Genomic DNA, 24,542 nt, shown 5'->3' with positions numbered 1-24,542 from the left:
CCGAGCGGACTTGGCGGCGGCTTGCCGCCGCCAAGTCCGCTCGGGAGCGTGTTTCCGCCGCACGGGTAGCCGAAAACCCGACTGCCGTCGAGGTATGTTCATTTATACATTTTTAGACTGTGAAATACCCGCGGCGGGCTCCGCCGCGAGGGGCGCCACCCTCCCGAGCTTGTCGGGATTGCGGGTGATGAACACCCCGGCGATCCGCCCGGCCTCGATCGCGAAGGCGGTGGTCTGCAGCACCCCGTCGCGCTCCCGCGAGAGATAGCCCGGCAGCCCGTCGATCGTCACGGTGCGCAGCATGAGGCCGGGCCGCGTGAGCTTGCGGTGCAGCCCGGCATAGAGCCGCAGCACCCGCTCGATCCCGACGATCGGGTTGCGGAAGGCCTGCACCTTGCCGCCGCCGTCGGCGCGCACCACGACGGTGTCGGCCAGGATCGTCCGCAGGGTGGCGAGGTCGCCGCTGGTGGTGGCCGCGAAGAAGGCCTGGGCGAGGCGCCGTCCCTCCTCCGGCGCCACCGGGTAGCGCAGGCGGGCCGCCCGCACGTTGCGCCGCGCCCGGGCGGCGAGCTGGCGCACCGCCGCTCCCTCGCGCCCCAGGGTCGCCGCCACCTCCGCGAGCGGCACCCCGAACACGTCGTGCAGCAGGAAGGCCGCCCGCTCCAGCGGCGAGAGCCGCTCGAGCGCCAGCATCAGCGTCAGGGTGAGGTCGTCGTGCCCCTCGTCCGGCTCCTCCACCAGGGGCTCGGGCAGCCAGGTCCCGACATAGGTCTCGCGCCGGGCGCGGGCCGATTTCAGCCCGTCGAGGCACAGGCGCGCCACGACCCGCGACAGGTAGGACGCCGGCGCGGCGACGCCCGCCGGATCGACCTCGCGCCAGCGCAGCCAGGCGGTCTGGACCACGTCCTCGGCCTCCGCGTGCGAGCCGAGCATGCGGTAGGCGAGGCGCAGCAGCCGGGGGCGCTCCGCCTCGAACAGGGCGGTGCCGGGGTCAGGCCGCGCCACGGGCCGGGTCCACGTCGTGCACCGCCCGCAGGCCGACCTGAAGCCGGTTCCACAGGTTGATGGCGCCGATCTGCAGGGTGAGGTTGACCTGCTCGGTCTCGGTGAACTGGGCCGCCAGGGCGGCGTAGTCCTCGTCCCCGGCGCCGGTCTCGGCGACCCGGGTCAGGGCCTCGGTCCAGGCCAGGGCGGCGCGCTCCCGCGGGCTGTAGAGCGTCGCCTCGCGCCAGGCATTCAGCAGGTAGAGGCGCAACTCCGTCTCGCCGTGGCGCCGTGCCTCGGCGGCGTGCATGGCGATGCAGTAGGCGCAGCCGTTGATCTGCGAGGCGCGCATCTTCACGAGGTCGAGCAGGCTCCGCTCCAGGCCGCTCGCCCGGATGCCGGCCTCCACCGCCATCATCGCCTTGATGGCGGCGGGAGCGAGGGCGAAGGGGTTCTCGATCCGCGGGGTCATGGTGGTGGTCATGGCTCCTGTCCTCCTGGGTCCTGTCCCGAGGCGCCCGGGCGATCCCGCGATGCGGGGCGCGGCGCTCATCACCAGGACGAGGCGGCGGGGTCCGGATGTGACATGCCTCCCGCGGACATCGCGCCGGCCCGTCGGCCCAGGAACACCCATACTCCTCCCGGGTTGACGAGCGACCCGGGTCGACGCGCCGCGCGCCGTCGCGGCGGCCCACGTGCACGAGGATGATTTGCAGGCGCCAACGCGCTGACCTTGCGGTATGCTTCGCGGTTCTCGGCCGTGGGGTGGCCGAGTCTTAAACGATCCGAGAGGCCGCATGTCCGAGACCCTGCATCGCACCGCCCTCGAGTCCGGCCCCGCCCCGGGGCTCGGCGCGACACAGACCTTACCCGTCGCCACGGGACCGCACCGGGTGGTGATCGTCGGCGGCGGCTTCGGCGGCCTCACGACCGCCCGCGGCCTCGGTGGCGCCGAGGGCATCGCCGTCACGCTGATCGACCGGCGCAACCACCACCTCTTCCAGCCGCTGCTCTACCAGGTCGCGACCGCCGTGATCGCGCCGGGCGAGATCGCCGAGCCGATCCGGGCGATCCTGCGCCGGGACCGCAACGTCCACGTGCTGATGGGCGAGGTCGAGGGCGTCGACACGCAGGGCCGTACGGTGCGTCTGCGCGACGGCACCCGCATCCCCTACGACACGCTGGTCCTCGCGACGGGCGCCACGCACAGCTACTTCGGCCACCCCGAGTGGGAGCGCTACGCTCCGGGCCTCAAGACCCTCGACGACGCGCGGCGCATCCGCGCCCGGGTGCTGCTCGCCTTCGAGGCCGCCGAGCGCGAGGACGATCCGGCCGCCCGCGAGCGGCTGATGACCTTCGCGGTGATCGGCGGCGGCCCGACCGGCGTCGAGATGGCCGGCGCCATCGCGGGCCTCGCCCACCACGCCCTGTCGCGGGACTTCCGTCGCATCGACCCGAAGGAGGCCCGCATCCTGCTGATCGAGGCGGCGCCCCGGGTGCTCGGCACCTTCTCGGAGGATCTCTCGGCCTATTCGCGCCGGGCGCTCGAGCATCTCGGCGTCACGGTGCTGACCGACCACGCGGTCGAGGACGTGTCGGAGGACGGCGTCACGGTGGCGGGCCGGCTGATCCCGGCCGCCACCGTGGTCTGGGGCGCGGGCGTCCGGGCCTCGCCGGCGGGCGAGTGGCTCGGGGTCGAGACGACCCGCCAGGGCCACGTGCCGGTCGGGCCGGACCTCGCGGTGATCGGCCGTCCGAACGTCTACGCCCTCGGCGACCTCGCGATGGCGAAGGCCGAGGACGGCACGCCCCTGCCGGGCCTCGCCCAGGTCGCCGACCAGCAGGGGCGCTATCTCGGCCGCGCCCTGCGGGACCGCATCCTGCACGGCACGACGCCGGCGCCGTTCCGCTTCCGCAGCCGCGGCAACCTGGCGATCATCGGGCGCAACGCCGGCGTGGTGCAGTGGGATCACCTCAAGCTCAAGGGCTTCCTCGCCTGGCTCGTCTGGGGCGTCGCCCACGTCTACCTGCTGGTCGGCTTCCAGAACCGCATCGTCGTCACCCTGCGCTGGCTCTGGGCCTATCTCAGCTTCCAGCGCGGCGCCCGCCTGATCGCCGAGCGCGACGAGGCCGTCATGGCGCTGATCCGCGGCAAGGTGCCGGCCGAGCCTCCCCCGCCCTGAACTCCCGAAGAGGCCCACGATGGCAAAAACCCCCTCCGACCTGCCGCCGACCCGCACCATCGAGCCGATCGCGGCGCCCCCCGAGTCCCGGGCGCCGACCTCGGCCCAGCTCAAGGCCGACATCGACAGCGGCCGCACCGGCGACAAGACGGAGGTGTTCGATCCCGGCCTCTCGCCCCTCGGCACCGACGACGAGGCCGCCGGCAACACGCCCTCGCCCGAGCGGGTCGCGCTGGCCCGCAAGACGGAAGGGGCCGGGCGCTGGAGCGGAGGCGGCGAGAAGAAGTCCTACGCCCATCACCGCCAGAACAAGGCGCTGTGGTTCTTCCTCGCCTTCATCGTGCTGGCGGCGATCGTGTTCGCGTCGGTGGCGTGGTTGCGGTGACCGACGGTCTGTCGACGCGCTCGACCGATCCGGCACCCACCGGGTCGTTCCGGGGCCGCGAAGGCGGAGCCCGGAATCCAGAAAAGTAGCTGAGAGAGAATAGATGGTCTCAAGCACACTCTGAGTCGAACCGAGTCGAACAACCCTCACCGCCGCTCCCGCGGCACGAAGAACGGCGTCGGTTCGAGCTCGGCATCCTCGTGCGCCACCATGCGGGGGAAGTGCGCGTCGGCCTGCGAGACGAAAAGGTCGCGTACCAGCGCCTGGGCGAGCCGCGTCGCCCCGATGCCGAGGCCCGGTATGTCGCCGGCGAGCGCGCCGTGGCTGAGGCTCACCCCCCAGTTGAAGACGTGCAGCAGGTTCAGCTCCGGCAGGGCGCCGGGCACCCGCTCCACCATCTCCATGCCGTCGCCGAGATAGGGGAATCGGGCGGCCTCCGGATGAGCGGCGGCCTCCTCGGCGGACACCCGCTCGCCCCAGGTCAGCACCGCCTCGCGGAATGCCGCGAGTTCCGGCCGCCGGGTCAGGTCGACGTCGAAGCCCGCCGCCACCACGGCGGCGTCGACGGGGTAGCGCCCCTTCGGCGTCTCGATCACGAGCCCGTCCGGACGCTCCGCGATCCCGCTCCAGCCCTCGCCGAGCCGCACCGCGAATCCCGGATGGCGGATGCAGCGCAGGACCGATTCGTGCGGCGGCGGCGTGCCCTCCGCCATCATGAAGGTGGTGAAGGCCCAGCGCCGGGCGTCGTCGAGGGCGGCGTAGCCGCGCAGGAAGCCCGGGAAGGCCGCCCATTTCGACTTGTTGACCTGCGGGAAGTGCGGGCGCCGCACGAACAGGGTTACCTCCGCGGCGCCGGCCTCCAGCGCCGTGGCGGCATTGTCGATCGCCGAGGCCGAGGCGCCGAGCACCGCGATCCGCCCGCCGCGGAAGCGCGCGAAGTCGATCGGGTCGGAGGAATGGAACAGGCGGCCCGCGCCGCCCGCCGCGAAGGCCGGCATCCGCCGCCCGCCCGAGCCGTCGCGGCCGCTCGCCAGCACCACCTTGCGGGCATGGACCGTCTCGGGGCCGGCGGGGCCCTCGATCGCGGCGCCGATCAGCCCGTTCGCCGGCCACAGCCGCGCGAGCCGGGTGTCGTTCTCGACCGGCACCCCGACGGTGTCGCGCACGAACAGGAGGTAGCGCAGCCAGTCGAGGCGCGGGATCTTGTAGAGGTCGCGCCAGCCCTCCTCGCCCGCCTGCGCCTCCCACCAAGCCCGGAAGGTGAGGGAGGGGATGCCGAGATCCGGCCCGGTCAGGTGCTTGGGCGAGCGCAGGGTCTCCATCCGGGCGAAGGTGCCCCACGGCCCCTCCGCGCCCCGGGGCGCCTGGTCGATCACCCGGATGTTCGAGACGCCCTCGCGCAGGAGCGCGAAGGCGGCGGTCTGCCCGCACATGCCGGCCCCGACCACCAGAACGTCGAGGGCGGGGCGTCCGTCCGGGCCCTCGACCGGCAGGGTCCAGGAGGCCGGCGGGTGGTTGAGGCGGGCGAGGTCGCGCCGCACCTCGGCGGCGAGGTGCGTCAGTCCCTTCCCGGCCGCGCTGTCCTGGTGGATATCCATGTCCCGTCCCGGAGGTCCCGATGCCCGAATTGTCCTGCTTCTACAGCCTGTCCTCCCCCTGGGCCTATCTCGGCGGGCCGAAGCTCCAGGACATCGTGCGCCGCCACCGCGCCCGGCTGGTGCTGAAGCCCTTCGACTTCCAGGAGGTGGTGCCCAGGACCGGCGGCGTGCCGATCCGGACCCGGCCGCAGCCGCGACGCGATTATCATGCCGTCGAGCTCGCCCGCTGGCGCGACTACCTCGGCCTGCCGCTCAACGTGACGCCCCGGCACTACCCGATGGAGAACCCGGCGCCGAACTGGAACAAGCACGCCGGCTGGACCGTGATCGCCGCTCAGGCGGCCGGCCTCGACGCGTTCCCGCTCTCGCACGCGATCCTGCGCGCCCTCTGGGCCGAGGAGCGCGATATCGCCGACCCTGCGGTGCGCCGGGCCATCGCGGACGAGAACGGCTTCGATGGTGCCGCCCTTGTGGCCGCCGAGGGCAGCGAGCCCGTGCAGGCGCAGTACCGCCGCAACGGCGCGGAGGCGGAAGCCCTCGGGGTGTTCGGCTCGCCGACGATCGTGCTCGACGGCGAGCTGTTCTGGGGCCAGGACCGGCTCGACTTCGTCGACCGGGCGCTGGCGCGGCGGGCCTTTGCAGGGCTGAGCTGAGCCGGGCGCATGGCGACCGGCCTCCGTCGTGCGACAAGGGGCGGGGGCGAGAGGCTAACAAAGTCGAGGCCATCAAAGGCCCCCTTGCGCGCGAGGAAACATGCACAACAGCGAGGCGATCTGGCGGCACGTCGAGGATCACGCGGCGGAGTTCGTCGCCCTCTCCGACCGGGTCTGGGAGATGCCCGAGCTCAACTTCCAGGAGGTGCGCTCGGCGGCCGAGCACACCGCGATGCTGCGGGCGCAGGGCTTCCGGGTAACCGAGGGCATCGACGGCATCCCGACCGCCATGATGGGCGAGGCCGGGGAGGGCGGTCCGGTCATCGCGATCCTGGGCGAGTACGACGCCCTGCCGGGCCTGAGCCAGGAGGCTGGCATCACCGAGCACCGGCCCCGGCCCGGCGAGGGCGCCGGCCACGGCTGCGGCCACAACCTGCTCGGCGCCGGCGCGCTGCTCGCCGCCACCGCGGTCAAGGACTGGCTCGCGGCGGAAGGGCTGCCGGGCCGCGTGCGCTACTACGGCTGCCCGGCGGAAGAGGGCGGAGCGGCCAAGACCTTCATGGTGCGCGACGGTGTCTTCGCCGACGTCGACGTGGCGATCACCTGGCATCCGGGCCCGTTCGCGGCGATCTGGGAGCCGGTGTCGCTGGCGATCCAGCTCCTCGACTTCACCTTCGCGGGCAAGGCCTCGCACGCGGCCGCCGCACCCCATCTCGGCCGCTCGGCCCTCGACGCGGTCGAGCTGATGAATGTCGGCGTCAACTACATGCGCGAGCACATGCCGAGCGACGCGCGGGTCCACTACGCCTATCTCGACGCCGGCGGCATCGCCCCCAACGTGGTCCAGGCCGGCGCCACGGTGCGCTACCTCGTGCGCGCCGCCGACCTGCCGGGCCTCCTCGACCTCGCGGCCCGGGTGCGCCGGATCGCCGACGGCGCCGCCCTGATGACCGAGACCACGGTGACGAGCCGGGTGGTCAGCGCGATGTCGAACCTGCTGCCGAACCCGCCCCTGGAGCAGGCCCTGCACGCCAACCTCATGCGCCTCGGGCCACCGCCCTTCGATGCCGAGGACCGCGCCTTCGCGGAAGAAATCCGGGCGACGCTGACCCGCGAGGACATCGTCTCGGCCCATCGCCGCTTCGGCGTGCCGGTGACCGATGCGCCCCTCTGCGACACGATCGTGCCGCTCGACGCCCGCGGCGAGCGGATGATGGGCTCGACCGATGTCGGCGACGTGAGCTGGGCCGTGCCGACCGTGCAGGCCCGCGGTGCCACCTACGCCATCGGCACCCCCGGCCATTCCTGGCAGATGACCGCCCAGGGCAAGACCCCGGCGGCCCACAAGGGCATGGTCCACGTCGCCAAGGCGATGGCCGGCACCGCCGTCGACGTCCTGCGCGACCCCGATCTCCTGGCCCGCGCCAAGGCCGACCACGCCGAGCGGCTGGCGCGCACGCCCTATGTCAACCCGCTGCCGGCGGGCCTGGCGCCGCCGCTCGACATGGTGGGGTGACGGGCGGTCGTCGCGCCCTTGCCTTTTCCTCGGCATGGGGCGACCTCGCGCGGTCGCCCCATCGTGCCCTGGTGCCCGGTGGTCCCGCGGCAGCCTCCCGAGGTGCCGATGGACAAGTTCGATGCGAAGAAGGACCTGAAAGACCTCTACACCGCGCCCGTGGGACGCTTCCTGGTGCTGGACGTCCCCCCGGCGCGCTACCTCATGGTTGACGGACAGGGCGACCCGAATGTCGAGCCCGGCTACGGCGAGGCGGTGGAAGCGCTCTACGTCGCGTCCTACACGCTCAAGTTCATGAGCAAGGGTGAGCTCGGCCGGGACTACGTCGTTCCCCCGCTCGAGGGCCTCTGGTGGGCCGACGATTACGCCGATTTCGTCGCGCGCCGGAAGGATCGCTGGTCCTGGACCACGATGACCCTGGTGCCGGACTTCGTTCCCGATGCGTGCGCCGAGGCGGCGCTGGCGCTGGCGCGCCGAACGAAGGATCGACCGGGCCTGAGCCGGCTCCGATGCGCCGCCCTGGCGGAGGGGCGCTGCGTCCAGACGCTCCATCTCGGCCCCTACGACGACGAAGGCCCGATCCTGAGGACGCTTCACGGCGAATACCTGCCCGCCAACGGCCTGCGCGAGACGGGCCTGCATCACGAGATCTACCTGAGCGATCCGCGCCGGACGGCCGCGGCGAAGCTCCGGACGATCCTGCGCCAGCCCGTCGGACCGGTCGCCTAGCTGCTGGCGTCGCCGTCACGCCAGCAGGTCGCGGTGCTCGCGGTGGCGGCGCAGCCAGGTCGCGGCATAGCCGCAGAGCGGCACGATCCGCGACCCTTCCGCCCGCGCGGTCTCGGCGACGCCCTGCATCAGCCGGTCGGCGGTGCCGGTGCCGCGCAGGGCCGGGGGCGCGTAGACGTAGGCGATGACGAGGGTGCCGGGCTGGCGGCGGTAATCGGCGTAGGCGATCTGGCCGTTCACCTCGAGCTCGAACCGGCTCCGCTCCGGGTTGTCGCGCATGGGGACTATTCGGGGGCTCTTCGGGTTGGGGGGTGTGAGAGGGCAAGCGGTGGGAGGCCGGGGCGGTTCCGCCGCGAGGACGGACCCCGACCGCTCCGGGCCGGCTCGAAGGGACCGCTCGTGAATCGGTCCGCGCGGAAGCGGACATGGTGAGGTCAGGCGCAGGACCCCTCGCCCGTGGGGGAGGGGAACCGCGACGCCAATGTGCGGGGTTGCCTCGCGCGGGCCTCCGCCTCACTCCTTCGGCACCAGCCGTCCGGCGGAGGTCAGGCAGAGGCAGACCGCCCCGAGGGCGAACTCCCAGCGGCGGATGTCGCCGCCGATCGACGCCACCACGGCCTGGCCGATCAGCACCACCCCGACGAGAGGCGGCACGACCGTGAGGGCGAGGCGCAGGGTCCTGCGCCAGCCCCCGCGCGATGGTCCGCCTGCCGCCATCGCCCGTTCAGCGCTGGGTGTTGGCGGCCGTCTGGCCGAACATGACCTTCTTCGCCTCCTCCGACATCGTCGGCTGCTGGTTGATCTCCGCCGCCTTGGCGTAGGCGGCCTTGGTGGCCGGGCGCTCGGCGATCGCGTGGAACCAGCGCTTCAGGTGCGGGTGGTTCTCGAGGTTCTGGCGCTGGCGCTCGTACGGCACGATCCACGGATAGATCGCCATGTCGGCGATGCTGTAGTCCTCGCCCGCCACGAAGGTCCGGTCGGCGAGGCGCCGGTCGAGCACACCGTAGAGCCGGTTGGTCTCGTTGACGTAGCGGTCGATGGCGTAGGGAATTTTCTCCGGCGCGTACTGCACGAAGTGGTGGTTCTGCCCGGCCATCGGGCCGAGGCCGCCCATCTGCCAGAAGAGCCATTGCAGCACCTCGGCCCGTCCGTGCACGTCGGCGGGGATGAAGCGGCCGGTCTTCTCGGCGAGGTAGAGCAGGATCGCTCCCGACTCGAACAGCGACACCGGCGCGCCGCCGCCCGTCGGTTCGTGGTCGACCAGCGCCGGGATGCGGTTGTTCGGGGCGATCTTCAGGAAGTCGGGCTGAAACTGCTCGCCCTTGCCGATGTTGATCGGCTTGATCGCGTAGGGGAGGCCGGCCTCCTCCAGGAACATCGTGACCTTGTGACCGTTCGGGGTCGTCCAGTAGTAGAGGTCGATCATCCGCTGCTCCGGGGCTCGCCGTGCAAGACGTCCTGCATGAGGCTGACGCGGAGGTGGCGCGCCGTCCCGGGCCGGTCAAGCCGCACCCGGCGCAGGGCAGACCTCATTCTCGCAGTGGGAATCCGGCAGGCCGCGAACGGCCCACGGCCCGTCGCCCACCCGGACGCGTCGTCCGGCCATCCGCGAAACTAATATATTTGCAAATCTGATATATCAGCGTAGGATGCGAATCAGGGAGGCCCTCCGGGAATGGCGCGACAGCAGCGCCGCAGGCGAGGGACGAGAGCATGGACGCCATCCGCATCGCCCCGCGCAAGGCGCAGAACCGCATGCCGAGCCGCGACCCTGAGCGGCCGCCGACGGCCGCCGCGGTGATCCGGCAGGACCTGCGCGCCCGCATCGCCTCGCTGGCCATGCGCCCGGGCGAGCCGATCAACGAGAAGGAGCTGGCGCGCCAGTACGGCGTCAGCCGCACGCCGGTGCACGAGGCGGTGCTGAAGCTCGCGGAAGAGGGCCTGGTCGCGATCTTCCCGCAATCGGGCACCTTCGTCGCGCTGATCCCCTACGCCGACCTGCCCGAGGCGATCATCATCCGCCGCTCCCTCGAGGAGACGAGCGCGCGCCTCGCCGCCGAGCGTGGCGAGGCGGCCGGCCTCGCGGCGATCGACCAGGCGATGGCGGTGCTGGCCCGGGCGGCCGGCGCGGGCGACCGCGAGGCGTTCCACCAGGCCGACGAGGAGTTCCACTCCCGCGTGGCCCAGGCCGCCGGCTATCCGGGGATCTGGCGCCTGGTCCAGCAGGTGAAGGTGCAGGTCGACCGCTTCCGGCGCCTCACCCTGCCGCAGGCCGGCCGCTTCGGCCGCGTCATCGCCGAGCACGGAGCGGTGCGGGACGCGATCGCCTCCCGCGACCCGGACGAGGCGGCGCGCCGGATGGGCGCACATCTCGGCGGGCTCCTCGCCGACCTCGGCGACATCGCGGACCTCAACCCCGACTGCTTCGACGGGATCGGCGACGAGACCCGACCGTGACCGCCGCGGCCGACACGACGGCACCAAGGAAGAACAGGGAGGACATCATGGACATCGAGATCAGGCAGGTGGCGCATCCCGAGGCGGTGCGCGGCTTCGACACCGAGACCCTTCGTCGGCACTTCCTGATCGAGCGGCTGTTCGCGCCGGGCGAGGTGCGGCTCACCTACAGCCACATCGACCGGCTGGTCGTCGGCGGCGCGATGCCGGGAGAGGGCGGCCTCGCCCTGCCGACCCCGAAGGCGGTCGGCACCGACCACTTCCTCGCCCGGCGCGAGCTCGGCACGATCAATGTCGGCGGCCCGGGCCGGGTGCGGGTGGGGGGCGCCGTCCACGCGGTCGGCCCGCGGGACGCGCTCTACGTCGGCAAGGATGCCGGCGAGGTGGTGTTCGAGAGCGACGACCCGGAAAACCCGGCGAAGTTCTACCTCGTCAGCACCCCGGCCCACGCCGCCCACCCGACCGTGACGATCCCGGCCGAGCGGGCCAAGCGCATGGAGGTCGGCGACCAGGCGACCTCGAACCGGCGCACCATCCGCCAGTACATCCTGCCCGGCATCTGCGACTCGTGCCAGCTCGTCATGGGCCTGACCCAGCTCGAGCCCGGCAGCATGTGGAACACCATGCCGTGTCACACCCACGACCGGCGCTCCGAGGTCTACCTCTACTTCGACCTCGACCCGAACGCCCGGGTGCTGCACCTGATGGGCGAGCCGACCCAGACCCGCCACCTCGTCGTCGCCTCCGAGCAGGCCGTGCTGTCGCCGGGCTGGTCGATCCATTCCGGCGTCGGCACCAGCCACTACGCCTTCATCTGGGCGATGGGCGGCGACAACCAGGACTACACCGACATGGACATGGTCGCCATGTCCGACCTGCGGTGAGCGCCATGGCCGATACCTTGACGGGGGCCTTCGATCTCACCGGGCGCAACGCGGTCGTCACCGGCGCCAATACCGGCCTCGGCCAGGCGATCGCCGTGGCGCTCGCCGAGGCCGGCGCCGGCATCGTGGCGGTCGGCCGCTCCGGCATGGACAAGACCGAGGAGCGCGTGCGCGCCCTCGGCCGCCCGTTCCGGGCGGTGCGGGCCGACCTGTCGACCCTGGAGCCGGTCGAGCGGGTGGTGGCGGAGGCGCAAGAGCTCGGCCGCATCGACGTGCTCGTCAACAACGCCGGCATCATCCGCCGCGCCGACGCCCTCGACTTCACCGAGGCCGACTGGGACGCGGTGATGGACGTGAACCTGAAGTCGGTGTTCTTCCTCTCGCAGGCCGTCGCCCGCCGGATGCTGGCGGACGAACGGGGCGGGCGGATCATCAACATCGCCTCCCTGCTCTCCTTCCAGGGCGGCATCCGCATCCCGTCCTACACCGCCTCGAAGAGCGGGCTCGCCGGGCTGACGCGGCTGCTGGCCTGCGAGTGGGCGGGGCGCGGCATCAACGTCAACGCCATCGCGCCGGGCTACTTCGTCACCAACAACACCGCGGCGCTCCGGGCCGATCCGGAGCGCAACGGCCAGATCCTCGGCCGCATCCCGGCCGGCCGCTGGGGCGATCCCGGCGACATCGGCGGCGCCGCCGTGTTCCTCGCCTCGCCGGCGGCCGCTTACGTCCACGGGATCGTGCTGCCGGTCGACGGCGGCTGGCTGGCCCGGTGATCTTGCATGCATTACCGCTTCGATTTCGCCGCCCTGGAAGAGTACTGGCCCGACTTCCTGTCGGGGGCGCTGACCACGCTGCAGATGACCGCGGTCGCGACCGTGCTCGGCCTCGTCATCGGCATCCTGTGCGCCATCGGCCGGCGCAGCCCGCGGGCCTGGCTCTCGGGCCTCTGCGGCGCCTACGTCGAGGCGGTGCGCAACACGCCCTACCTGATCCAGATCTTCTTCATCTTCTTCGGCCTCTCCAGCATCGGCGTGCGCCTGCCGGTGCTCGCCGCCGCGATCCTGACGCTCGTCATCAACGTCGGCGCCTATACGGGCGAGATCGTGCGCGCCGGCATGGACACGATCCCGGCCGGCCAGGTCGAGGCGGCGGAATCCCTCGGGCTGTCGCGGGCGCAGATCTACTGGGACATCATCCTGCGCCCGGCCCTGGAGCGGGTCTACCCCGCGCTGACCAGCCAGTTCGTGCTGATGATGCTCGCCTCCTCGATCACCTCGCAGATCTCGGCCGAGGAGCTGACCGCGGTCGCCAACAACATCACGTCGATCACCTTCCGCAGCTTCGAGACCTACATCGTGGTCGCGTTCCTCTACCTCGCCCTGGCGGTGCTCCTGAAGCTCGCCTTCTGGGGGCTGGCCCAGGCGCTCTTCCCGCGCCGCCGCCGCCTCGGCACGCCGCTGTGAGGGGATGATGGGCAGCTTCACCCTCAACCACGTCCTCTACCTCCTCCAGGGCGCTGCCTGGACCGTGGTGCTGACGGCGCTCGCCTTCCTGCTCGGCGGGGTCGCGGGCTTCGGCGTGATGGTCCTGCGCACCAGCCGCAGCCGGATCGTGCGCCGGGCCTCCCTGCTGTGGGTCCAGGCGATCCAGGGCACGCCGCTCCTGATCCTGCTGTTCGTGGTCTATTTCGGCCTCGGCGTCGTCGGGATCGAGCTGCCGCCGCTCCTCGCCGCCGCGGTCTCGCTGATGGTCTATTCGAGCGCGTTCCTCGGCGAGATCTGGCGCGGCTGCGTCGAGGCGGTGCCGCGCACCCAGACCGAGGCCGCCGAGTGCCTGGCGCTGTCGCGCTGGCAGGTCCTGTTCGACGTGGTGCTGCCCCAGGCCGCCCGCATCGCGGTGCCGCCGACCGTCGGCTTCTTCGTCCAGGTGCTCAAGAACACCTCGCTCGCCTCCGTCGTCGGCTTCGTCGAGCTGACCCGCGCGAGCCAAGTCATCAACAACTCGCTGTTCCAGCCCTTCCTGGTCTTTGGCCTCGCGGGCTGCCTGTACTTCGCCCTCTGCTACCCGCTCTCGCGCTGGAGCCGCAGGCTCGAAAGGAAGCTCAATGTCGGCCGTCGTCAGCCTGCGTGACGTTCACAAGCGCTTCGGCCAGGTCGAGGTCCTGCGCGGCGTCACCCTCGACATCGCCGCCGGCGAGGTCGTGGCGGTGATCGGCCGCTCAGGGTCAGGCAAGAGCACGGCGCTGCGCTGCATCAACCGCCTGGAGGTCATCCAGTCCGGCACGATCGAGGTCTGCGGCCACGCCGTCCACGATCCCGCCCTCGACCTGCGCGTCCTGCGCCAGGACGTCGGCATGGTGTTCCAGAGCTACAACCTCTTCCCGCACCTCACCGTGGCCGAGAACATCACGCTGGCGCCGCGCCGGGTGAAGCGCACGCCCCGGGCCGAGGCACGGTCCCTCGCCGAGGAGGCGCTCGCCCGGGTCGGGCTGTCGGACAAGATCGACGCCTACCCCGAGCAGCTCTCCGGCGGGCAGCAGCAGCGGGTCGCCATCGCCCGCTCGCTCGCCATGCACCCGAAGGTGATGCTGTTCGACGAGGTGACGTCTGCCCTCGACCCGCACCTCACCGGCGAGGTCCTGAAGGTGATGGAGGGGCTCGCCCGCGGCGGCATGACGATGATCGTCGTCACCCACGAGATGGGCTTCGCCCGCCGCGTCGCCGACCGGGTGATCTTCATGCACACCGGCCTCGTCTGGGAGACCGGGCCCGGCCAGATGCTCGCGGCGCCGCAGACGCCGGAACTCAAGGACTTTCTCGCCGCCGACCTCTGATCCCGCGGTCGCGGTCCTTGCCGGTCGAACCAACAGAAATCTCGCAGGAGGAAACCATGTCCGTCACCCGCCGGGCGCTCGCCCTCGTCCTCTCCGCCCTCGTCCTGGGCGCCACCGCGCCGGCCGCCTGGGCCGACCAGCTTGCCGACATCAAGGCGGCCAGGAAGATCCGCATCGCCGTGGCGATGGGCATCCCGCGCTTCGCCTTCGTGGATGCCGCGCTGCAGCCCACCGGCTCGGACGTCGAGACCGCCCGGATGATCGCCAAGGACCTCGGCGTCGCGCTCGACCTCGTGCAGATCACCAACGCCGCCCGCGTTCCCACCATCCAGACCCGCAAGGCGGACATCCTGGTGGCGAGCCTCGCGGTGACGCCCGAGCGCAAGAAGGTGATCGACTTCACGGTGCCCTACGCCACCCTCAACATCATCGTGGCGGGCGCCAAGGGCGTGGCGGTGAAGGGCTACCCCGACATCGTCGGCAAGCGCATCGGCGTGACGCGGGCGACCGTCAACGACATGCTGGTGACCCAGAACGCCAAGGGCGCCGAGATCGTGCGCTTCGAGGACGACGCCACCCTGATCACCGCGGCGGTCTCAGGCCAGGTCGACCTCGTCTCGACCCAGGAGGCGGTCGTGGCGGTGATGAACGAGAAGCGCCCCGACCGCCCGTTCGAGGTCAAGTTCGTCCAGAGCGAGCTGAACCTCGGCATCGCGCTGCCGCAGGGCGAGGACGCGCTCAAGAGCTGGCTCAACGAGTGGGTCAAGACCAACGTGGCGAATGGCCGGCTGACGACGATGTTCCGCAAGTTCCACGAGCGGGACCTGCCGGCGGACCTGACCTCGCGGAACTGAGGCCGCGCCTGTGACCCCTCCCCCATTGCGGGGGAGGGCTCCGACGCAACCTTCGGCGGTTGGATCAGGGCGGAACGCGCCCCTCACCCCTCCCCGGGCTGCACCCCGTCGTATCCCTCGATCACGATGAGGTCGATCTCGGCGCCGCCCTCCTGCTTGGCGCGGGCGGCCTGGTACTCGGGCGAGTGCCAGCAGGCGATGGCCTGGTCGTAGCTCGGGAACTCGATCACCACGTTGCGGGCGCGGCTCGACCCGCTGACCGCCTCGAAGGCGCCGCCGCGCACCAGGAAGCGCCCGCCGAACTTTGAGAACGCAGCGCCGTTGGCCGCGACATAGTTCTTGTAGGCCTCCGGATTCGTGACGTCGACGCGGCCGACCCAGTATCCCTTCGCCATTGCATTCCTCCCTTTTTGTCAGGCTCTGGTTCTAGAGCGCCGCCGCCATCTCGTCGACGATGCGGCTGGCCACGTCGCGCGGGTCGGCGGCGGCGGTGATGGGTCTGCCGACCACGACGTGGTCGACATCGGCGCGCATCGCCTCGGCCGGGGTCACCACCCGCTTCTGGTCGCCGATCTCGGCGCCGGCCGGCCGGATGCCCGGGGTGACGATCAGCCGGTCCGGCCCGATCACCGCCCGCACCTGCGCGGCCTCCGCCGCCGAGCAGACGATGCCGTCGATGCCGATCGCCTTGGCAGCCGCCGCCCGCACCGCGACGAGGTCGGCCACCGGGAGCGCGTAGCCGGCATCCCGCGCGTCGGCGTCGTCGTAGGAGGTCAGCACCGTGACCCCGAGGACCTTCAGGCCGCTCCCCGCCTTGTCGCGCCCGCTCACCGCTGCCCGCATGGTCTGCGGGTAGGCATGCACCGTGAGGAAGGTGGCGCCGATGCCGGCAAGCGACTGCACGCCCTCCTCGACGGTGTTGCCGATGTCGTGGAGCTTGAGGTCGAGGAAGACCTTGTGCCCGCCCCGCACCAGACGCTCGGCGAGACCGAGGCCGCCCGCGTAGCCGAGGCGGTAGCCGATCTTGTAGAAGCTCGCGGCGTCGCCGATCCGCGCGATCAGGCGCTCGGCCTCGTCGGTGCTCGCCATGTCGAGGGCGACGATCAGGCGGTCGCGGGGGCTGATGGGCTCGGGCACGGGATCTCCAGGAATGTCGTCGGGCGCACCCATCACGGAGTGCAGTCCAGAATCAAGCCCGGCCCGTCACGTCGGATCGTTATCGGCATCACCCGGAATGAGCCTCGTCACCGTCATCTCGGGGCCGCGGGCCAAGGTTACGACCAGCCGATGTGCCGGCTGCTCCCGCGACTCGCTCATGCGCCTCCTGCCCTTTCCCGGACGACTGCAGCGAAGCGGAAGGAGATCCGGGATCCAGCACAGAAAATCGCGAAGCGGCCTTGTTTCTGCAACGTTGCAGCACGCAGAGCCGCTTCGCGGCACTTCTTCTGCTTAAATCCCGGATCTCCTTCCACTGCGTTTCAGTCGCCCGGGAAAGGGATGAGATTTATCAGGGGCCGGCAAGCCGATCACCGCGACGGCTCCCGCGCCACCTCTTCCGCCAGCCGCCCCACCTCGGCCCGCAGCACCGGCAGCAGCTCCGCCTCGAACCACGGATGCTTCCGCAGCCACGGCGTGTTGCGCCAGGACGGGTGCGGCAGCGGCAAGAGGCGGGGCCGCCCGTCCTGCGAGAAGATCTCGCGCCAGCGCGCCACCGTGCCGGTGAGGCCGCCGGGCTGGCGGCCGAGGTGCCAGGCTTGCGCGTACTGCCCAATCAAGAGGATCAGCTCCAGGTTCGGCAGCCCGGCGAGCAGCGGCGCCCGCCAGGTCTCGGCGCATTCGCGCCGGGGCGGCAGGTCGCCGCCCTTGGCATCGTGGCCCGGGAAGCAGGCGCCCATCGGCACGATCGCGACGAGGTCGGGATCGTAGAAGGCCGGCTCGTCGAGGCCGAGCCAGTCGCGCAGGCGCCTGCCCGACGGGTCCTGGAACGGTACCCCGCTCTGGTACGCCCGGTTGCCCGGGGCCTGGCTGGCGATGCAGATCCGGGCGCGGGACGTGCCCTGCACGATCGGCCGCGGCTCCACCGGCAGGGGAGGGCCGTGGCGCGGCGCCTCGCGGCAGAGCCGGCAGGTGCGGATGCGCTCGGCCGTCTCGGTGAAGCCCGGCGCCGCTGATGAAAAAAGGGTGCGGCTTGCGCCGCACCCTGAAGTCGTCTCGGGTCCAAAACTGGAAGTCATCCCTTTCATATAGGGTGATGGTTAAGCGTGTGGTGCGCGATCACACGCCGCGGAGCGCCGTGAGGTCGAGGGGCAGCGAGCGCAGGCGCTGCCCGGTGGCGGAGAAGACCGCGTTCGCGATTGCCGGGGCCAGCACCGGCACGCCGGGCTCGCCGATGCCGGTGGGGGCGGCGGCGGACGGCACGATGTGGACCTCGACCTTCGGCATCTCGCTCATCCGGGTTGGCTCGTAGGCGTCGAAGTTCTTCTCCTGCACCTCGCCGTCCTTGAAGGTGATGCGGTTGCGCAGGACCGCCGAGAGCGCGAAGCCGACCGCGCCCTCGACCTGGGCCCGGATGATGTCCGGGTTCACCGCGACGCCGACATCGACCGCCGCGACGATGCGGTTGACCTTGACCTTGCCGGCTTCCGCCGTCACGTCGGCGACCATCGCCACGTAGGAGCCGAACGACTCGTGCGCGGCGACGCCGTAGCCGCGGCCGGGCTTCTGCTCGCGGGCGCTCCAGCCCGCCTTCTCGGCCGCCAGCGTGAGCGCCGCGGAGAGGCGCGGGGCTTGCTTCAACAGGCCGAGGCGGTAGGCCACCGGGTCCTGGCCCGCCGCGTGGGCCAGCTCGTCGATGAACACCTCCATGGCCTGGGCGGTGTGCGAGTGCCCGACCGAGCGCCACCACAGCACCGGCACGCCCTCGCGGGCGTTGTGGACCTCGAACCGGTAGGCCGGCAGGGCGTAGGGCGTGTCGGCCGCGCCCTCGACGGTGGTGGCGTCGACCCCGTCCTTCACCATCATCGCCTCGAGGGCGGTGCCGATGATGATCGACTTGCCGACGACGGTGTGCTCCCAGCCCGTGATGGCCCCCTTGGCGTCGAGGCCGGCGCGGATGCGGTGGTAGGCGGCCGGGCGGTAGTAGCCGCCGGTGATGTCGTCCTCCCGGGTCCAGACCAGGTGGATCGGGGTCTTCTCGCCGGTGGCCTTCAGGATCGCGGCGGCCTCCGCGATGTAGTCGGCCGAGGCCGTGGCGCGCCGTCCGAACGAGCCGCCCGCCCACAGGGTGGTGATGCGGATCTTGTCGGCGGTGGTGCCGAGGATGCCGGCGGCCACCGCCTGCTCGATGGTCTGGAACTGCGAGCCGGCGTAGATGTCGTAGGAGCCGTCCGCCGCCCGCTCGATCGTGGCGTTCAGCGGCTCCATCGGCGCGTGGGCCAGGTAGGGGAAGTTGAACTCCGCCTCCAGCACCTTGGCGGCGCCCTTGATCCCGCCCGCCGCGTCGCCCCGCTTCGAGGCGACGAGGCCGGGCTTGGCGGCCATCGCCTTGTAGGCCGCCTGCTGGGATTCGGTCGATTGCCGCTCGGCGCCGGTATCGTCCCAGGTCACCGTCAGGGCCTCGCGGCCCTTCATCGCCGACCAGGTGTCACGCGCCACCACCGCGACGCCGCTCGGGATGCGCACGACCTGGACCACGCCCGGCACCGCCCTGGCGGCGTCGTCGTCCACGCTCTTCACCGTCGCGCCGAAGCGCGGCGCGCGGGCGACCAGCGCCGTGAGCTGGCCCGGCCGGCGCACGTCGAGGGCGTAAACGGCGCTGCCGTCGGTCTTTGCGTTCGAGTCGAGCCGCGGCAGCCTGGTGCCGATCAGCCGGAAGGCGGACGGGTCCTTCAGGGTCGGGTTCTCGGGGATCGGCTGCACGGCGGCCTTCGCCGCGAAGGCGCCGAACCGGCCCTCCTTGCCGCTCGCGTGGCGCAGCACGCCCTTCTCGATGGTGATCTCGGCGGCCGGGACCTTCCACTCCTGGGCCGCCGCCGCGACCAGCATGGCGCGGGCGGTGGCACCCGCCTTGCGCAGCTGGATCCAGGAATTGGCCACCGCGGTCGAGCCGCCGGTGCCCTGGATCGGCCCGAAGGCGAGGTTGTTGTAGAGGCTGGCATCCGCAGGCGCGAAGACCGCGCGCATCTGCGCCCAGTCGGCGTCGAGCTCCTCGGCGACGATGGTGGCGAGGCCCGTCGTGTTGCCCTGGCCCATGTCGAGGTGCTTGATCACCACCGAGACGGTGTCGTCGGCGGCGATGCGCACGAAGGCGTTGGGCTTGGCCGGGGCCTTGGACAGGTCGGGGCCGCCGGCGGCCCGGGCGCCGTCGCGGGCGAGGTGGAGCCCGATCACGAGGGCGCCGCCCGCGGCGGCCGAGCCGCGCAGGAAGGCGCGGCGGGACGTGACGGCGCTGTCGCGCGTCTTGAGGCTGTGGTTCAGCATGGCGGCGTCCCGGTCAGGCGAGGGAGCGGGCGGCGTCGTGGATCGCCGCGCGGATGCGCTGGTAGGTGCCGCAGCGGCAGACGTTGCCGTCCATGGCGGCGTCGATGTCGGCGTCGCTCGGCTTCCTGTTCTCCGACAGGAGCCCGATCGCCGACATCATCTGGCCCGACTGGCAGTAGCCGCACTGCACCACGTCGAGCTGGCGCCAGGCGGTCCGCACCGCCTCGGCCACCGGGCCGGAGATCCCCTCGATGGTGGTGATCTTGCCCTCGCCGACGTCGCCGAGGCGGGTCTGGCACGAGCGCACCGGCTGCCCGTCGAGGTGGACCGTGCAGGCGCCGCACTGGGCGATGCCGCAGCCGTACTTCGTGCCGGTGAGGTTGAGGTGGTCGCGGATCGCCCAGAGGAGCGGCATCTCGGGATCGGCGTCGACCTCGTAGGTCCGGCCGTTGAGGGTGAGCTTCGTCATCGTGCGCTTCCGACGAGTGGCTGGAACGGTTCCAGCCAGGAACCTGTGCGGCCGCTCCTGCACCGCTGGCAAGCCGGGCCGATGTGCGCCAGCGCACCCGCACATGCATGACCCTGCGTCGCCTCCCGGATGTGTGATGCGTCGCATTCGCGGCATCGCCGCAGGAGGACCTTAACGAATTTCGGCAACCCTCCTCGGGACCGGCCGACGGTCCGCGGCGGCGAGGGAGCGGCACGACCCGAGCTCAATGTCCGAAGTCACGGCGCAGATGGTCCAGCGCGGGCGCGGCCCGACGGCGGAGGAGGCGGCCCGGCGGCGCAAGCTGGCGCGGGACGTTCGCTCGGCCCGCGAGCGGCTGACCTCGTCGATCGGGCTCGAGCGCGCCTTCGACTACGAGCTGCTGCGGGTCTACGCCCAGTACCGGCTCGGCGCCTGCGTGCCGCTGGTGCTGCTCGCCTGCTTCATCGCCGGAGCCTCCGTGTTCTGGGCCCCGGCGGTGCTGAGCGCGGCCTGGTGCGCCGGCGTGCTCCTGGTGGTGGGGGTGAACACCGCCCTGTCCCGCTCCTTCCTGCGGCAGGACCCGGACGCGCTCTCGCTCCGGGCCTCGCGCCGGCGGGTGATCCTGGGCGAGCTGGTGCAGAGCGTGGCCTGGGCGCTCCTGGTGCTGATGCTGTTCCAGGTCGACGCCGCGAACGCCCGCACCTTCGTGATGTTCGTCCTCGTCATCGTGGCCGCCGTGACCACGATGCTGGCCGCCACGGTGCCGCTCGGCGCCTATGCGGGCCTCCTGCCGCTCAGCGCCGCCACCGCCGCGCTGCTGTGGTTCTCCCGCGAGGCGGAATCGGTCCTGCTGGTCGGCATGGCGGTGTGCGCGCAGCTGTTCTTCCTGTTCCTGTCGAACCACCTGCACGCCTCGACGGTCTCGGCGCTGCAGTCCCGGGCCGAGAAGGACGCGGTCTTCGGCGAACTGGAGCAGGCCAAGGCGAATTCCGACGAGGCGCGCCGGCGCGCCGAGGAGGCCAACCTCGCCAAGTCGCGCTTCCTCGCCACGATGAGCCACGAGCTGCGCACGCCGCTCAACGCGATCCTCGGCTTCTCGGAGGTGATGAAGAACGAGGTGTTCGGCCCGCACTCGTCGGCCTCCTACCGGGAATACTCCACTGACATCCACGACAGCGGCCTGCACCTCCTCAACCTCATCAACGAGATCCTCGACCTCTCGCGCATCGAGGCCGGGCGCTACGAGCTGAACGAGGAGGCCCTGCAGCTCGCCTACGTGGTGGAGGAGGGCCGGCACATGATGGCGCTCCGTGCCCGGGCGAAGAACCAGACCTTCCGCGAGCTGGTCGACCCGTCCCTGCCGCGGCTCTGGGCCGACGAGCGGGCCCTGCGCCAGATCGTGCTCAACGTCCTGTCGAACGCGATCAAGTTCACGCCGCCGGGAGGCGAGATCACCATCAAGGTCGGCTGGACGTCCTCCGGCGGCCAGTACGTCAGCGTGAAGGACACCGGCCCGGGCATCCCGGAGGACGAGATCCCGACCGTGATGTCGTCGTTCGGCCGCGGCTCGCTGGCGATCAAGACCGCCGAGCAGGGGTCGGGCCTGGGCCTGCCGATCGTCAAGGGCCTCGTCGACCTGCACGGCGGCGGCTTCCAGCTCAAGTCGCGGCCGCGGGAGGGCACCGAGGTGATCGTGACCTTCCCGGCCTCCCGGGTGATGGACGCCCTGCCGCCCGTGGCGGAGGGGAGCGCCGCTCCGGCCCGCCCGGTGCGGGCGGCGTGACCGCTCAGGGGCTGAAGATCAGCGTCAGGTAGGCGAGGAACACCACGAGGTGGACGGCGCCCTCGAGCACCGTCGTGCCCTGGCGCGAGAAGGTGATGACGCTGAGCAGCAGCGTCATGGCGAGCACCGCCATCTCGGCGGGGGGCAGGCCGAGCACCACCCGCTGGCCCGACAGGAGGCCGATGGCGAGCACCGCCGGGACCGTGAGCCCGACGGTCGAGGTCACGGCGCCGAGGCAGAGGTTGATCGCCCGCTGGAGCTGGTCGCGCTGGATCGCCTTGATGGCGCTGATGCCCTCCGGCGTGAACACGATGGCGGCGATGATGACGCCGCCGAGCGCCGAGGGCGCCCCGAGGGCCAGGATGCCGTGATCGAGGATCGCCGCCAGGCTCTTCGACAGGAGCACGATCGGCAGCAGGCTGACGATGAGCAGGCCGGCATGGCGCAGGATCGCCCCTGTGCCCGCATCCGGGTGGGCGGGCCCTGCCTCCGGTGCGGCCGCGCCCGGCTTCAGGGCGTCGATGAAGAAGTCGCTGTGCCGGCCGGTCTGGAGCAGCAGGAAGATGCCGTAGAGCACGACCGTCAGACCCGAGAACGCCACCGCCTGGACGGGCGTGAGGGAGCCGTCCGGGGTCGAGCGGGTGAAGTTCGGGATGATGAGCGCGATGGTGGTGAGCGGGATGATCGCCGCCAGGTAGGCGCCGGCGCCGTCGAGGTTGTAGTTCTGGCGGTGGTGGCGCAGGCCGCCGATGATGAGCCCGACCCCGACGAGGCCGTTCATCACGATCATGATGACGGCGAACATCGTGTCGCGCCCGAGCGTCGGGGCAGCCTTGGCGCCGAGCATCACGGCGGCGACGAGCGCCACCTCGATGATCACGATGGAGAGGGTCAGGATCAGGGTGCCGTAGGGCTCGCCGAGGCGGTGGGCCAGCTCCTCGGCCTCGTGCACCACCCCGAAGGCCGACCACAGGATGACGCCGAAGAGCCAGGCGAAGAGCCCGGCCGCCACCAGGGGCGCCTCGAGCGTGCCGAGCCAGCCGCCGCCGAACACCGCGAAGGCCGCCACCGTCGCCCACGCCACCGGCAGCCGCACGACACCCATCCGCCCGAACTCCCCGAACCGCTCCGCTGCCCTAAGGTTAGGGCAGGGGGGAAGGGCGTCCAGGCGTGCCGGTCCGGAAGGGGCGTCAGCCCCGGTGCGCGAAGGCCCAGTAGAGCGTACGGGCCTTGCCGAACAGCGGCCCGGGCTCGAACGTCCGGCCGTCGAGAGCCGTTACCGGCACGACCTTGGCGTAGTTGCCGACCGAGAAGACCTCGTCGGCGCCCATCAGGTCGTCGACTGTCAGGGTCGCCTCCACCACCGTGACCCCTGCCTCGCGCAGGAGCGCGATCACCCGGCCGCGCGTGATGCCGGCGAGGAAGGTGCCGTTCGGCACCGGGGTGTAGACGACGCCGTCGCGGGCCATCATCACGTTGGCGGTGGCGAACTCGGCGACGTTGCCGAGGGCGTCCCGCATCAGCGCGTTGCCGAAGCCGCGGGAGGCGGCCTCCGCGATCGCCCGGGCGCTGTTGGGGTAGAGGCAGCCGGCCTTGGCGTCGAGGGGCGCGGTGTCGGGGGTCGGGCGCCGGAACGGCGACAGGGTGGCGGTGAAGCCGGTCGGCGGCGGCATCGGCGCCTCGTAGAGGCACAGGCACCAGTTGGTCGAGGCCGGGTCGAACCGCACCGCGCCGCCCAGGCCCCCTTCGGCCCAGTACATCGGCCGGATGTAGAGCGCCGCGTCCGGCGCGAAGCGCCCGAGGCCGTCCCGCACCAGCTCCGCCCAGGTTCCCTCCGCCACCACCGGCTCGAGGCCGAAGGCGGCGGCGGAGCGATTGATCCGGGCGAGGTGGAGGTCGAGGTCCGGCGTCACGCCCTCGAAGGCGCGGGCGCCGTCGAACACCGTCGAGGCGAGCCAGGCGGCGTGGGTGCGCGGCCCCATCATCCGCACGTTGCCCGGGTGCCAGGCGCCCTCGAAGAAGGTCCAGGTTTCCTCAGCCCGCGCCGCGTCAGCCATCGCGCCCTCCCGCCCGTCCGCCGCATGATGGCGCGGCCTCGCGCCGGCTGTCCATGCGGGAGCACCATCGCTGGCCGGGAGGGAGGGTTGTGCCCGCCGCGCGTCAGGCGACGCCGGAGTCGGAGCGCTGGGCCAGCAGCTCCAGGGTGCGGAGCACCGCCAGGCCGACGAGGTCGGCGTCGAACAGGCCGTCGGGGGTCGCGGGCTCGACGCCGACCGGTCCCATCCGGCTTCCGGGCGTGTCGATCATGACCTTGTAGACGTCGCCCTGCGGGCTGGACCGGTCCCGCACCAGGGACACCGCATGGTGCCCGACCTCACCGTAGAGCTTCACGTGCTGTGCCGTGTCGCCGCCCCGGACCTTGCGTGGATCACTGCCGCGAGTCTCGGCCGCGCGACGGAAATCCGGACGGATGACGTTGTCCATCTGCCTCTCCCGCTGGTTGCCGCTCAGTCTGCCATGGCTGCTCTTCGGTCGGCCGCCCGGGCTCGCCGGCCCTCGGGGCCGGCTCGGCTGCGAACGCCCGCTGCGGCGCGTTTCCTCCGCAGCGCCGCCGACCGGCGCCGGGCGTCGCTGCGTCTTCGCGTATCGCATGGCAGGATTGCGTGCGGATTGCGCGGAATGTTGCACGCGGCAGCGCCGCCCGCGGCGGGGGCCGGGGCGGCGGGGGCGCGGGG

General features: G+C 71.8%; 27 protein-coding genes. 13 read left to right on the top strand and 14 right to left on the bottom strand.

The window, feature by feature from the left end; translation table 11 throughout:
• Positions 1-102: 102 nt before the first annotated feature.
• Both VQ02_RS18225 and VQ02_RS18220 read right to left on the bottom strand, forming a co-directional pair.
• Entirely contained in the window at positions 103-1,005 is a 903-nt protein-coding gene (locus VQ02_RS18225) for a sigma-70 family RNA polymerase sigma factor (RefSeq protein WP_048445623.1), read from the bottom strand.
• The gene (locus VQ02_RS18220) at positions 992-1,456 is read right to left on the bottom strand and encodes a carboxymuconolactone decarboxylase family protein (RefSeq protein ID WP_048445626.1); all 465 of its coding nucleotides are present in this window, start codon (positions 1,454-1,456) and stop codon (positions 992-994) included. Before VQ02_RS18220 ends, VQ02_RS18225 begins: the two co-directional genes overlap by 14 nt.
• Positions 1,457-1,781: 325 nt before the next feature.
• Here VQ02_RS18220 and VQ02_RS18215 point away from each other — a divergent pair, with 325 nt between their 5' ends.
• Together VQ02_RS18215 and VQ02_RS18210 are read left to right on the top strand one after the other, a co-directional pair.
• Entirely contained in the window at positions 1,782-3,167 is a 1,386-nt protein-coding gene (locus VQ02_RS18215) for an NAD(P)/FAD-dependent oxidoreductase (RefSeq protein WP_083469297.1), read from the top strand.
• A 19-nt stretch (positions 3,168-3,186) separates the two neighbouring features.
• Positions 3,187-3,552, top strand: coding sequence for a hypothetical protein (locus VQ02_RS18210; protein WP_048445622.1), 366 nt, complete (start codon positions 3,187-3,189; stop codon positions 3,550-3,552).
• A gap of 146 nt (positions 3,553-3,698) precedes the next feature.
• Here the strand turns inward: VQ02_RS18210 and VQ02_RS18205 are convergent, their stop codons facing one another.
• Positions 3,699-5,150 carry an NAD(P)-binding domain-containing protein gene (locus VQ02_RS18205; protein ID WP_048445621.1) on the bottom strand — a complete coding sequence of 484 codons (1,452 nt, stop codon included), beginning with the start codon at positions 5,148-5,150 and terminating at the stop codon, positions 3,699-3,701.
• 20 nt (positions 5,151-5,170) lie between these two features.
• Between VQ02_RS18205 and VQ02_RS18200 the strand changes: the two genes are divergently transcribed.
• The 3 genes from VQ02_RS18200 (at position 5,171) to VQ02_RS18190 (ending at position 8,048) form a co-directional block, all read left to right on the top strand.
• Positions 5,171-5,803: a 2-hydroxychromene-2-carboxylate isomerase gene (locus VQ02_RS18200; protein ID WP_048445620.1), complete on the top strand. Its 633-nt coding sequence runs from the start codon at positions 5,171-5,173 to the stop codon at positions 5,801-5,803.
• A 100-nt stretch (positions 5,804-5,903) separates the two neighbouring features.
• A complete protein-coding gene (locus VQ02_RS18195) occupies positions 5,904-7,319 on the top strand; it encodes a M20 family metallopeptidase (RefSeq protein ID WP_048445619.1) in 1,416 nt (471 codons plus the stop codon).
• A gap of 108 nt (positions 7,320-7,427) precedes the next feature.
• A complete protein-coding gene (locus VQ02_RS18190; RefSeq protein WP_048445618.1) occupies positions 7,428-8,048 on the top strand; it encodes a GyrI-like domain-containing protein in 621 nt (206 codons plus the stop codon).
• A 15-nt stretch (positions 8,049-8,063) separates the two neighbouring features.
• On the opposite strand, the gene VQ02_RS18185 is transcribed toward VQ02_RS18190, so the two are convergent.
• The 3 genes from VQ02_RS18185 to VQ02_RS18175 form a co-directional block, all read right to left on the bottom strand.
• Positions 8,064-8,327: a GNAT family N-acetyltransferase gene (locus VQ02_RS18185; protein ID WP_048445617.1), complete on the bottom strand. Its 264-nt coding sequence runs from the start codon at positions 8,325-8,327 to the stop codon at positions 8,064-8,066.
• 234 nt (positions 8,328-8,561) lie between these two features.
• Positions 8,562-8,765, bottom strand: a complete 204-nt coding sequence (locus VQ02_RS18180; protein ID WP_048445616.1) for a hypothetical protein — start codon at positions 8,763-8,765, stop codon at positions 8,562-8,564.
• A gap of 7 nt (positions 8,766-8,772) precedes the next feature.
• Positions 8,773-9,474, bottom strand: a complete 702-nt coding sequence (locus VQ02_RS18175) for a glutathione binding-like protein (protein WP_048445615.1) — start codon at positions 9,472-9,474, stop codon at positions 8,773-8,775.
• Between the two features lie 287 nt (positions 9,475-9,761).
• On the opposite strand from VQ02_RS18175, the gene VQ02_RS18170 reads away from it, so the two are divergent.
• Genes VQ02_RS18170 through VQ02_RS18140 form a run of 7 tightly spaced genes read left to right on the top strand, consistent with a single transcriptional unit; the run spans position 9,762 to position 15,076 of the window.
• Entirely contained in the window at positions 9,762-10,505 is a 744-nt protein-coding gene (locus VQ02_RS18170) for a GntR family transcriptional regulator (RefSeq protein WP_048445614.1), read from the top strand.
• A 47-nt stretch (positions 10,506-10,552) separates the two neighbouring features.
• A complete protein-coding gene (gene kduI / locus VQ02_RS18165) occupies positions 10,553-11,389 on the top strand; it encodes a 5-dehydro-4-deoxy-D-glucuronate isomerase (RefSeq protein WP_048445613.1) in 837 nt (278 codons plus the stop codon).
• 5 nt (positions 11,390-11,394) lie between these two features.
• On the top strand, positions 11,395-12,162 hold the full coding sequence (kduD, locus tag VQ02_RS18160; protein ID WP_048445612.1) for a 2-dehydro-3-deoxy-D-gluconate 5-dehydrogenase KduD: 768 nt from the start codon (positions 11,395-11,397) through the stop codon (positions 12,160-12,162).
• A 6-nt stretch (positions 12,163-12,168) separates the two neighbouring features.
• Entirely contained in the window at positions 12,169-12,852 is a 684-nt protein-coding gene (locus tag VQ02_RS18155) for an amino acid ABC transporter permease (RefSeq protein ID WP_048445611.1), read from the top strand.
• Positions 12,853-12,859: 7 nt separating this feature from the next.
• A complete protein-coding gene (locus VQ02_RS18150) occupies positions 12,860-13,519 on the top strand; it encodes an amino acid ABC transporter permease (RefSeq protein ID WP_048445610.1) in 660 nt (219 codons plus the stop codon).
• Positions 13,494-14,222: an amino acid ABC transporter ATP-binding protein gene (locus VQ02_RS18145; protein ID WP_048445609.1), complete on the top strand. Its 729-nt coding sequence runs from the start codon at positions 13,494-13,496 to the stop codon at positions 14,220-14,222. The genes VQ02_RS18150 and VQ02_RS18145 overlap by 26 nt, the downstream gene beginning before the upstream one ends.
• A 56-nt stretch (positions 14,223-14,278) precedes the next feature.
• Positions 14,279-15,076 carry a transporter substrate-binding domain-containing protein gene (locus tag VQ02_RS18140; RefSeq protein ID WP_048445608.1) on the top strand — a complete coding sequence of 266 codons (798 nt, stop codon included), beginning with the start codon at positions 14,279-14,281 and terminating at the stop codon, positions 15,074-15,076.
• Positions 15,077-15,159: 83 nt separating this feature from the next.
• On the opposite strand, the gene VQ02_RS18135 is transcribed toward VQ02_RS18140, so the two are convergent.
• The 5 genes from VQ02_RS18135 to VQ02_RS18115 form a co-directional block, all read right to left on the bottom strand.
• Positions 15,160-15,471, bottom strand: coding sequence for a DUF1330 domain-containing protein (locus VQ02_RS18135; protein WP_048445607.1), 312 nt, complete (start codon positions 15,469-15,471; stop codon positions 15,160-15,162).
• Positions 15,472-15,502: 31 nt separating this feature from the next.
• Positions 15,503-16,213 carry an orotidine-5'-phosphate decarboxylase gene (pyrF, locus tag VQ02_RS18130; protein WP_048445606.1) on the bottom strand — a complete coding sequence of 237 codons (711 nt, stop codon included), beginning with the start codon at positions 16,211-16,213 and terminating at the stop codon, positions 15,503-15,505.
• Between the two features lie 389 nt (positions 16,214-16,602).
• Positions 16,603-17,310, bottom strand: a complete 708-nt coding sequence (locus VQ02_RS18125) for a uracil-DNA glycosylase family protein (protein WP_083469296.1) — start codon at positions 17,308-17,310, stop codon at positions 16,603-16,605.
• A gap of 40 nt (positions 17,311-17,350) precedes the next feature.
• The gene (locus VQ02_RS18120; RefSeq protein WP_048445605.1) at positions 17,351-19,555 is read right to left on the bottom strand and encodes a xanthine dehydrogenase family protein molybdopterin-binding subunit; all 2,205 of its coding nucleotides are present in this window, start codon (positions 19,553-19,555) and stop codon (positions 17,351-17,353) included.
• A 13-nt stretch (positions 19,556-19,568) separates the two neighbouring features.
• A complete protein-coding gene (locus tag VQ02_RS18115) occupies positions 19,569-20,024 on the bottom strand; it encodes a (2Fe-2S)-binding protein (RefSeq protein WP_048445604.1) in 456 nt (151 codons plus the stop codon).
• 247 nt (positions 20,025-20,271) lie between these two features.
• Here VQ02_RS18115 and VQ02_RS18110 point away from each other — a divergent pair, with 247 nt between their 5' ends.
• Positions 20,272-21,807, top strand: a complete 1,536-nt coding sequence (locus VQ02_RS18110) for a sensor histidine kinase (RefSeq protein WP_048445603.1) — start codon at positions 20,272-20,274, stop codon at positions 21,805-21,807.
• A gap of 4 nt (positions 21,808-21,811) precedes the next feature.
• Here the strand turns inward: VQ02_RS18110 and VQ02_RS18105 are convergent, their stop codons facing one another.
• The 3 genes from VQ02_RS18105 to VQ02_RS18095 form a co-directional block, all read right to left on the bottom strand.
• The gene (locus tag VQ02_RS18105; RefSeq protein WP_048445602.1) at positions 21,812-22,912 is read right to left on the bottom strand and encodes a calcium:cation antiporter; all 1,101 of its coding nucleotides are present in this window, start codon (positions 22,910-22,912) and stop codon (positions 21,812-21,814) included.
• Between the two features lie 85 nt (positions 22,913-22,997).
• Positions 22,998-23,864: a branched-chain amino acid aminotransferase gene (locus VQ02_RS18100; RefSeq protein WP_048445601.1), complete on the bottom strand. Its 867-nt coding sequence runs from the start codon at positions 23,862-23,864 to the stop codon at positions 22,998-23,000.
• 103 nt (positions 23,865-23,967) lie between these two features.
• Complete coding sequence (locus VQ02_RS18095; RefSeq protein ID WP_048445600.1) at positions 23,968-24,291, bottom strand: hypothetical protein; 324 nt, start codon at positions 24,289-24,291, stop codon at positions 23,968-23,970.
• Between the last annotated feature and the right edge of the window lie 251 nt (positions 24,292-24,542).

Source organism: Methylobacterium variabile (assembly GCF_001043975.1).
GTDB classification, from domain to species: Bacteria; Pseudomonadota; Alphaproteobacteria; order Rhizobiales; family Beijerinckiaceae; genus Methylobacterium; species Methylobacterium variabile.
This window is presented reverse-complemented; position numbering and strand designations above follow the sequence as displayed.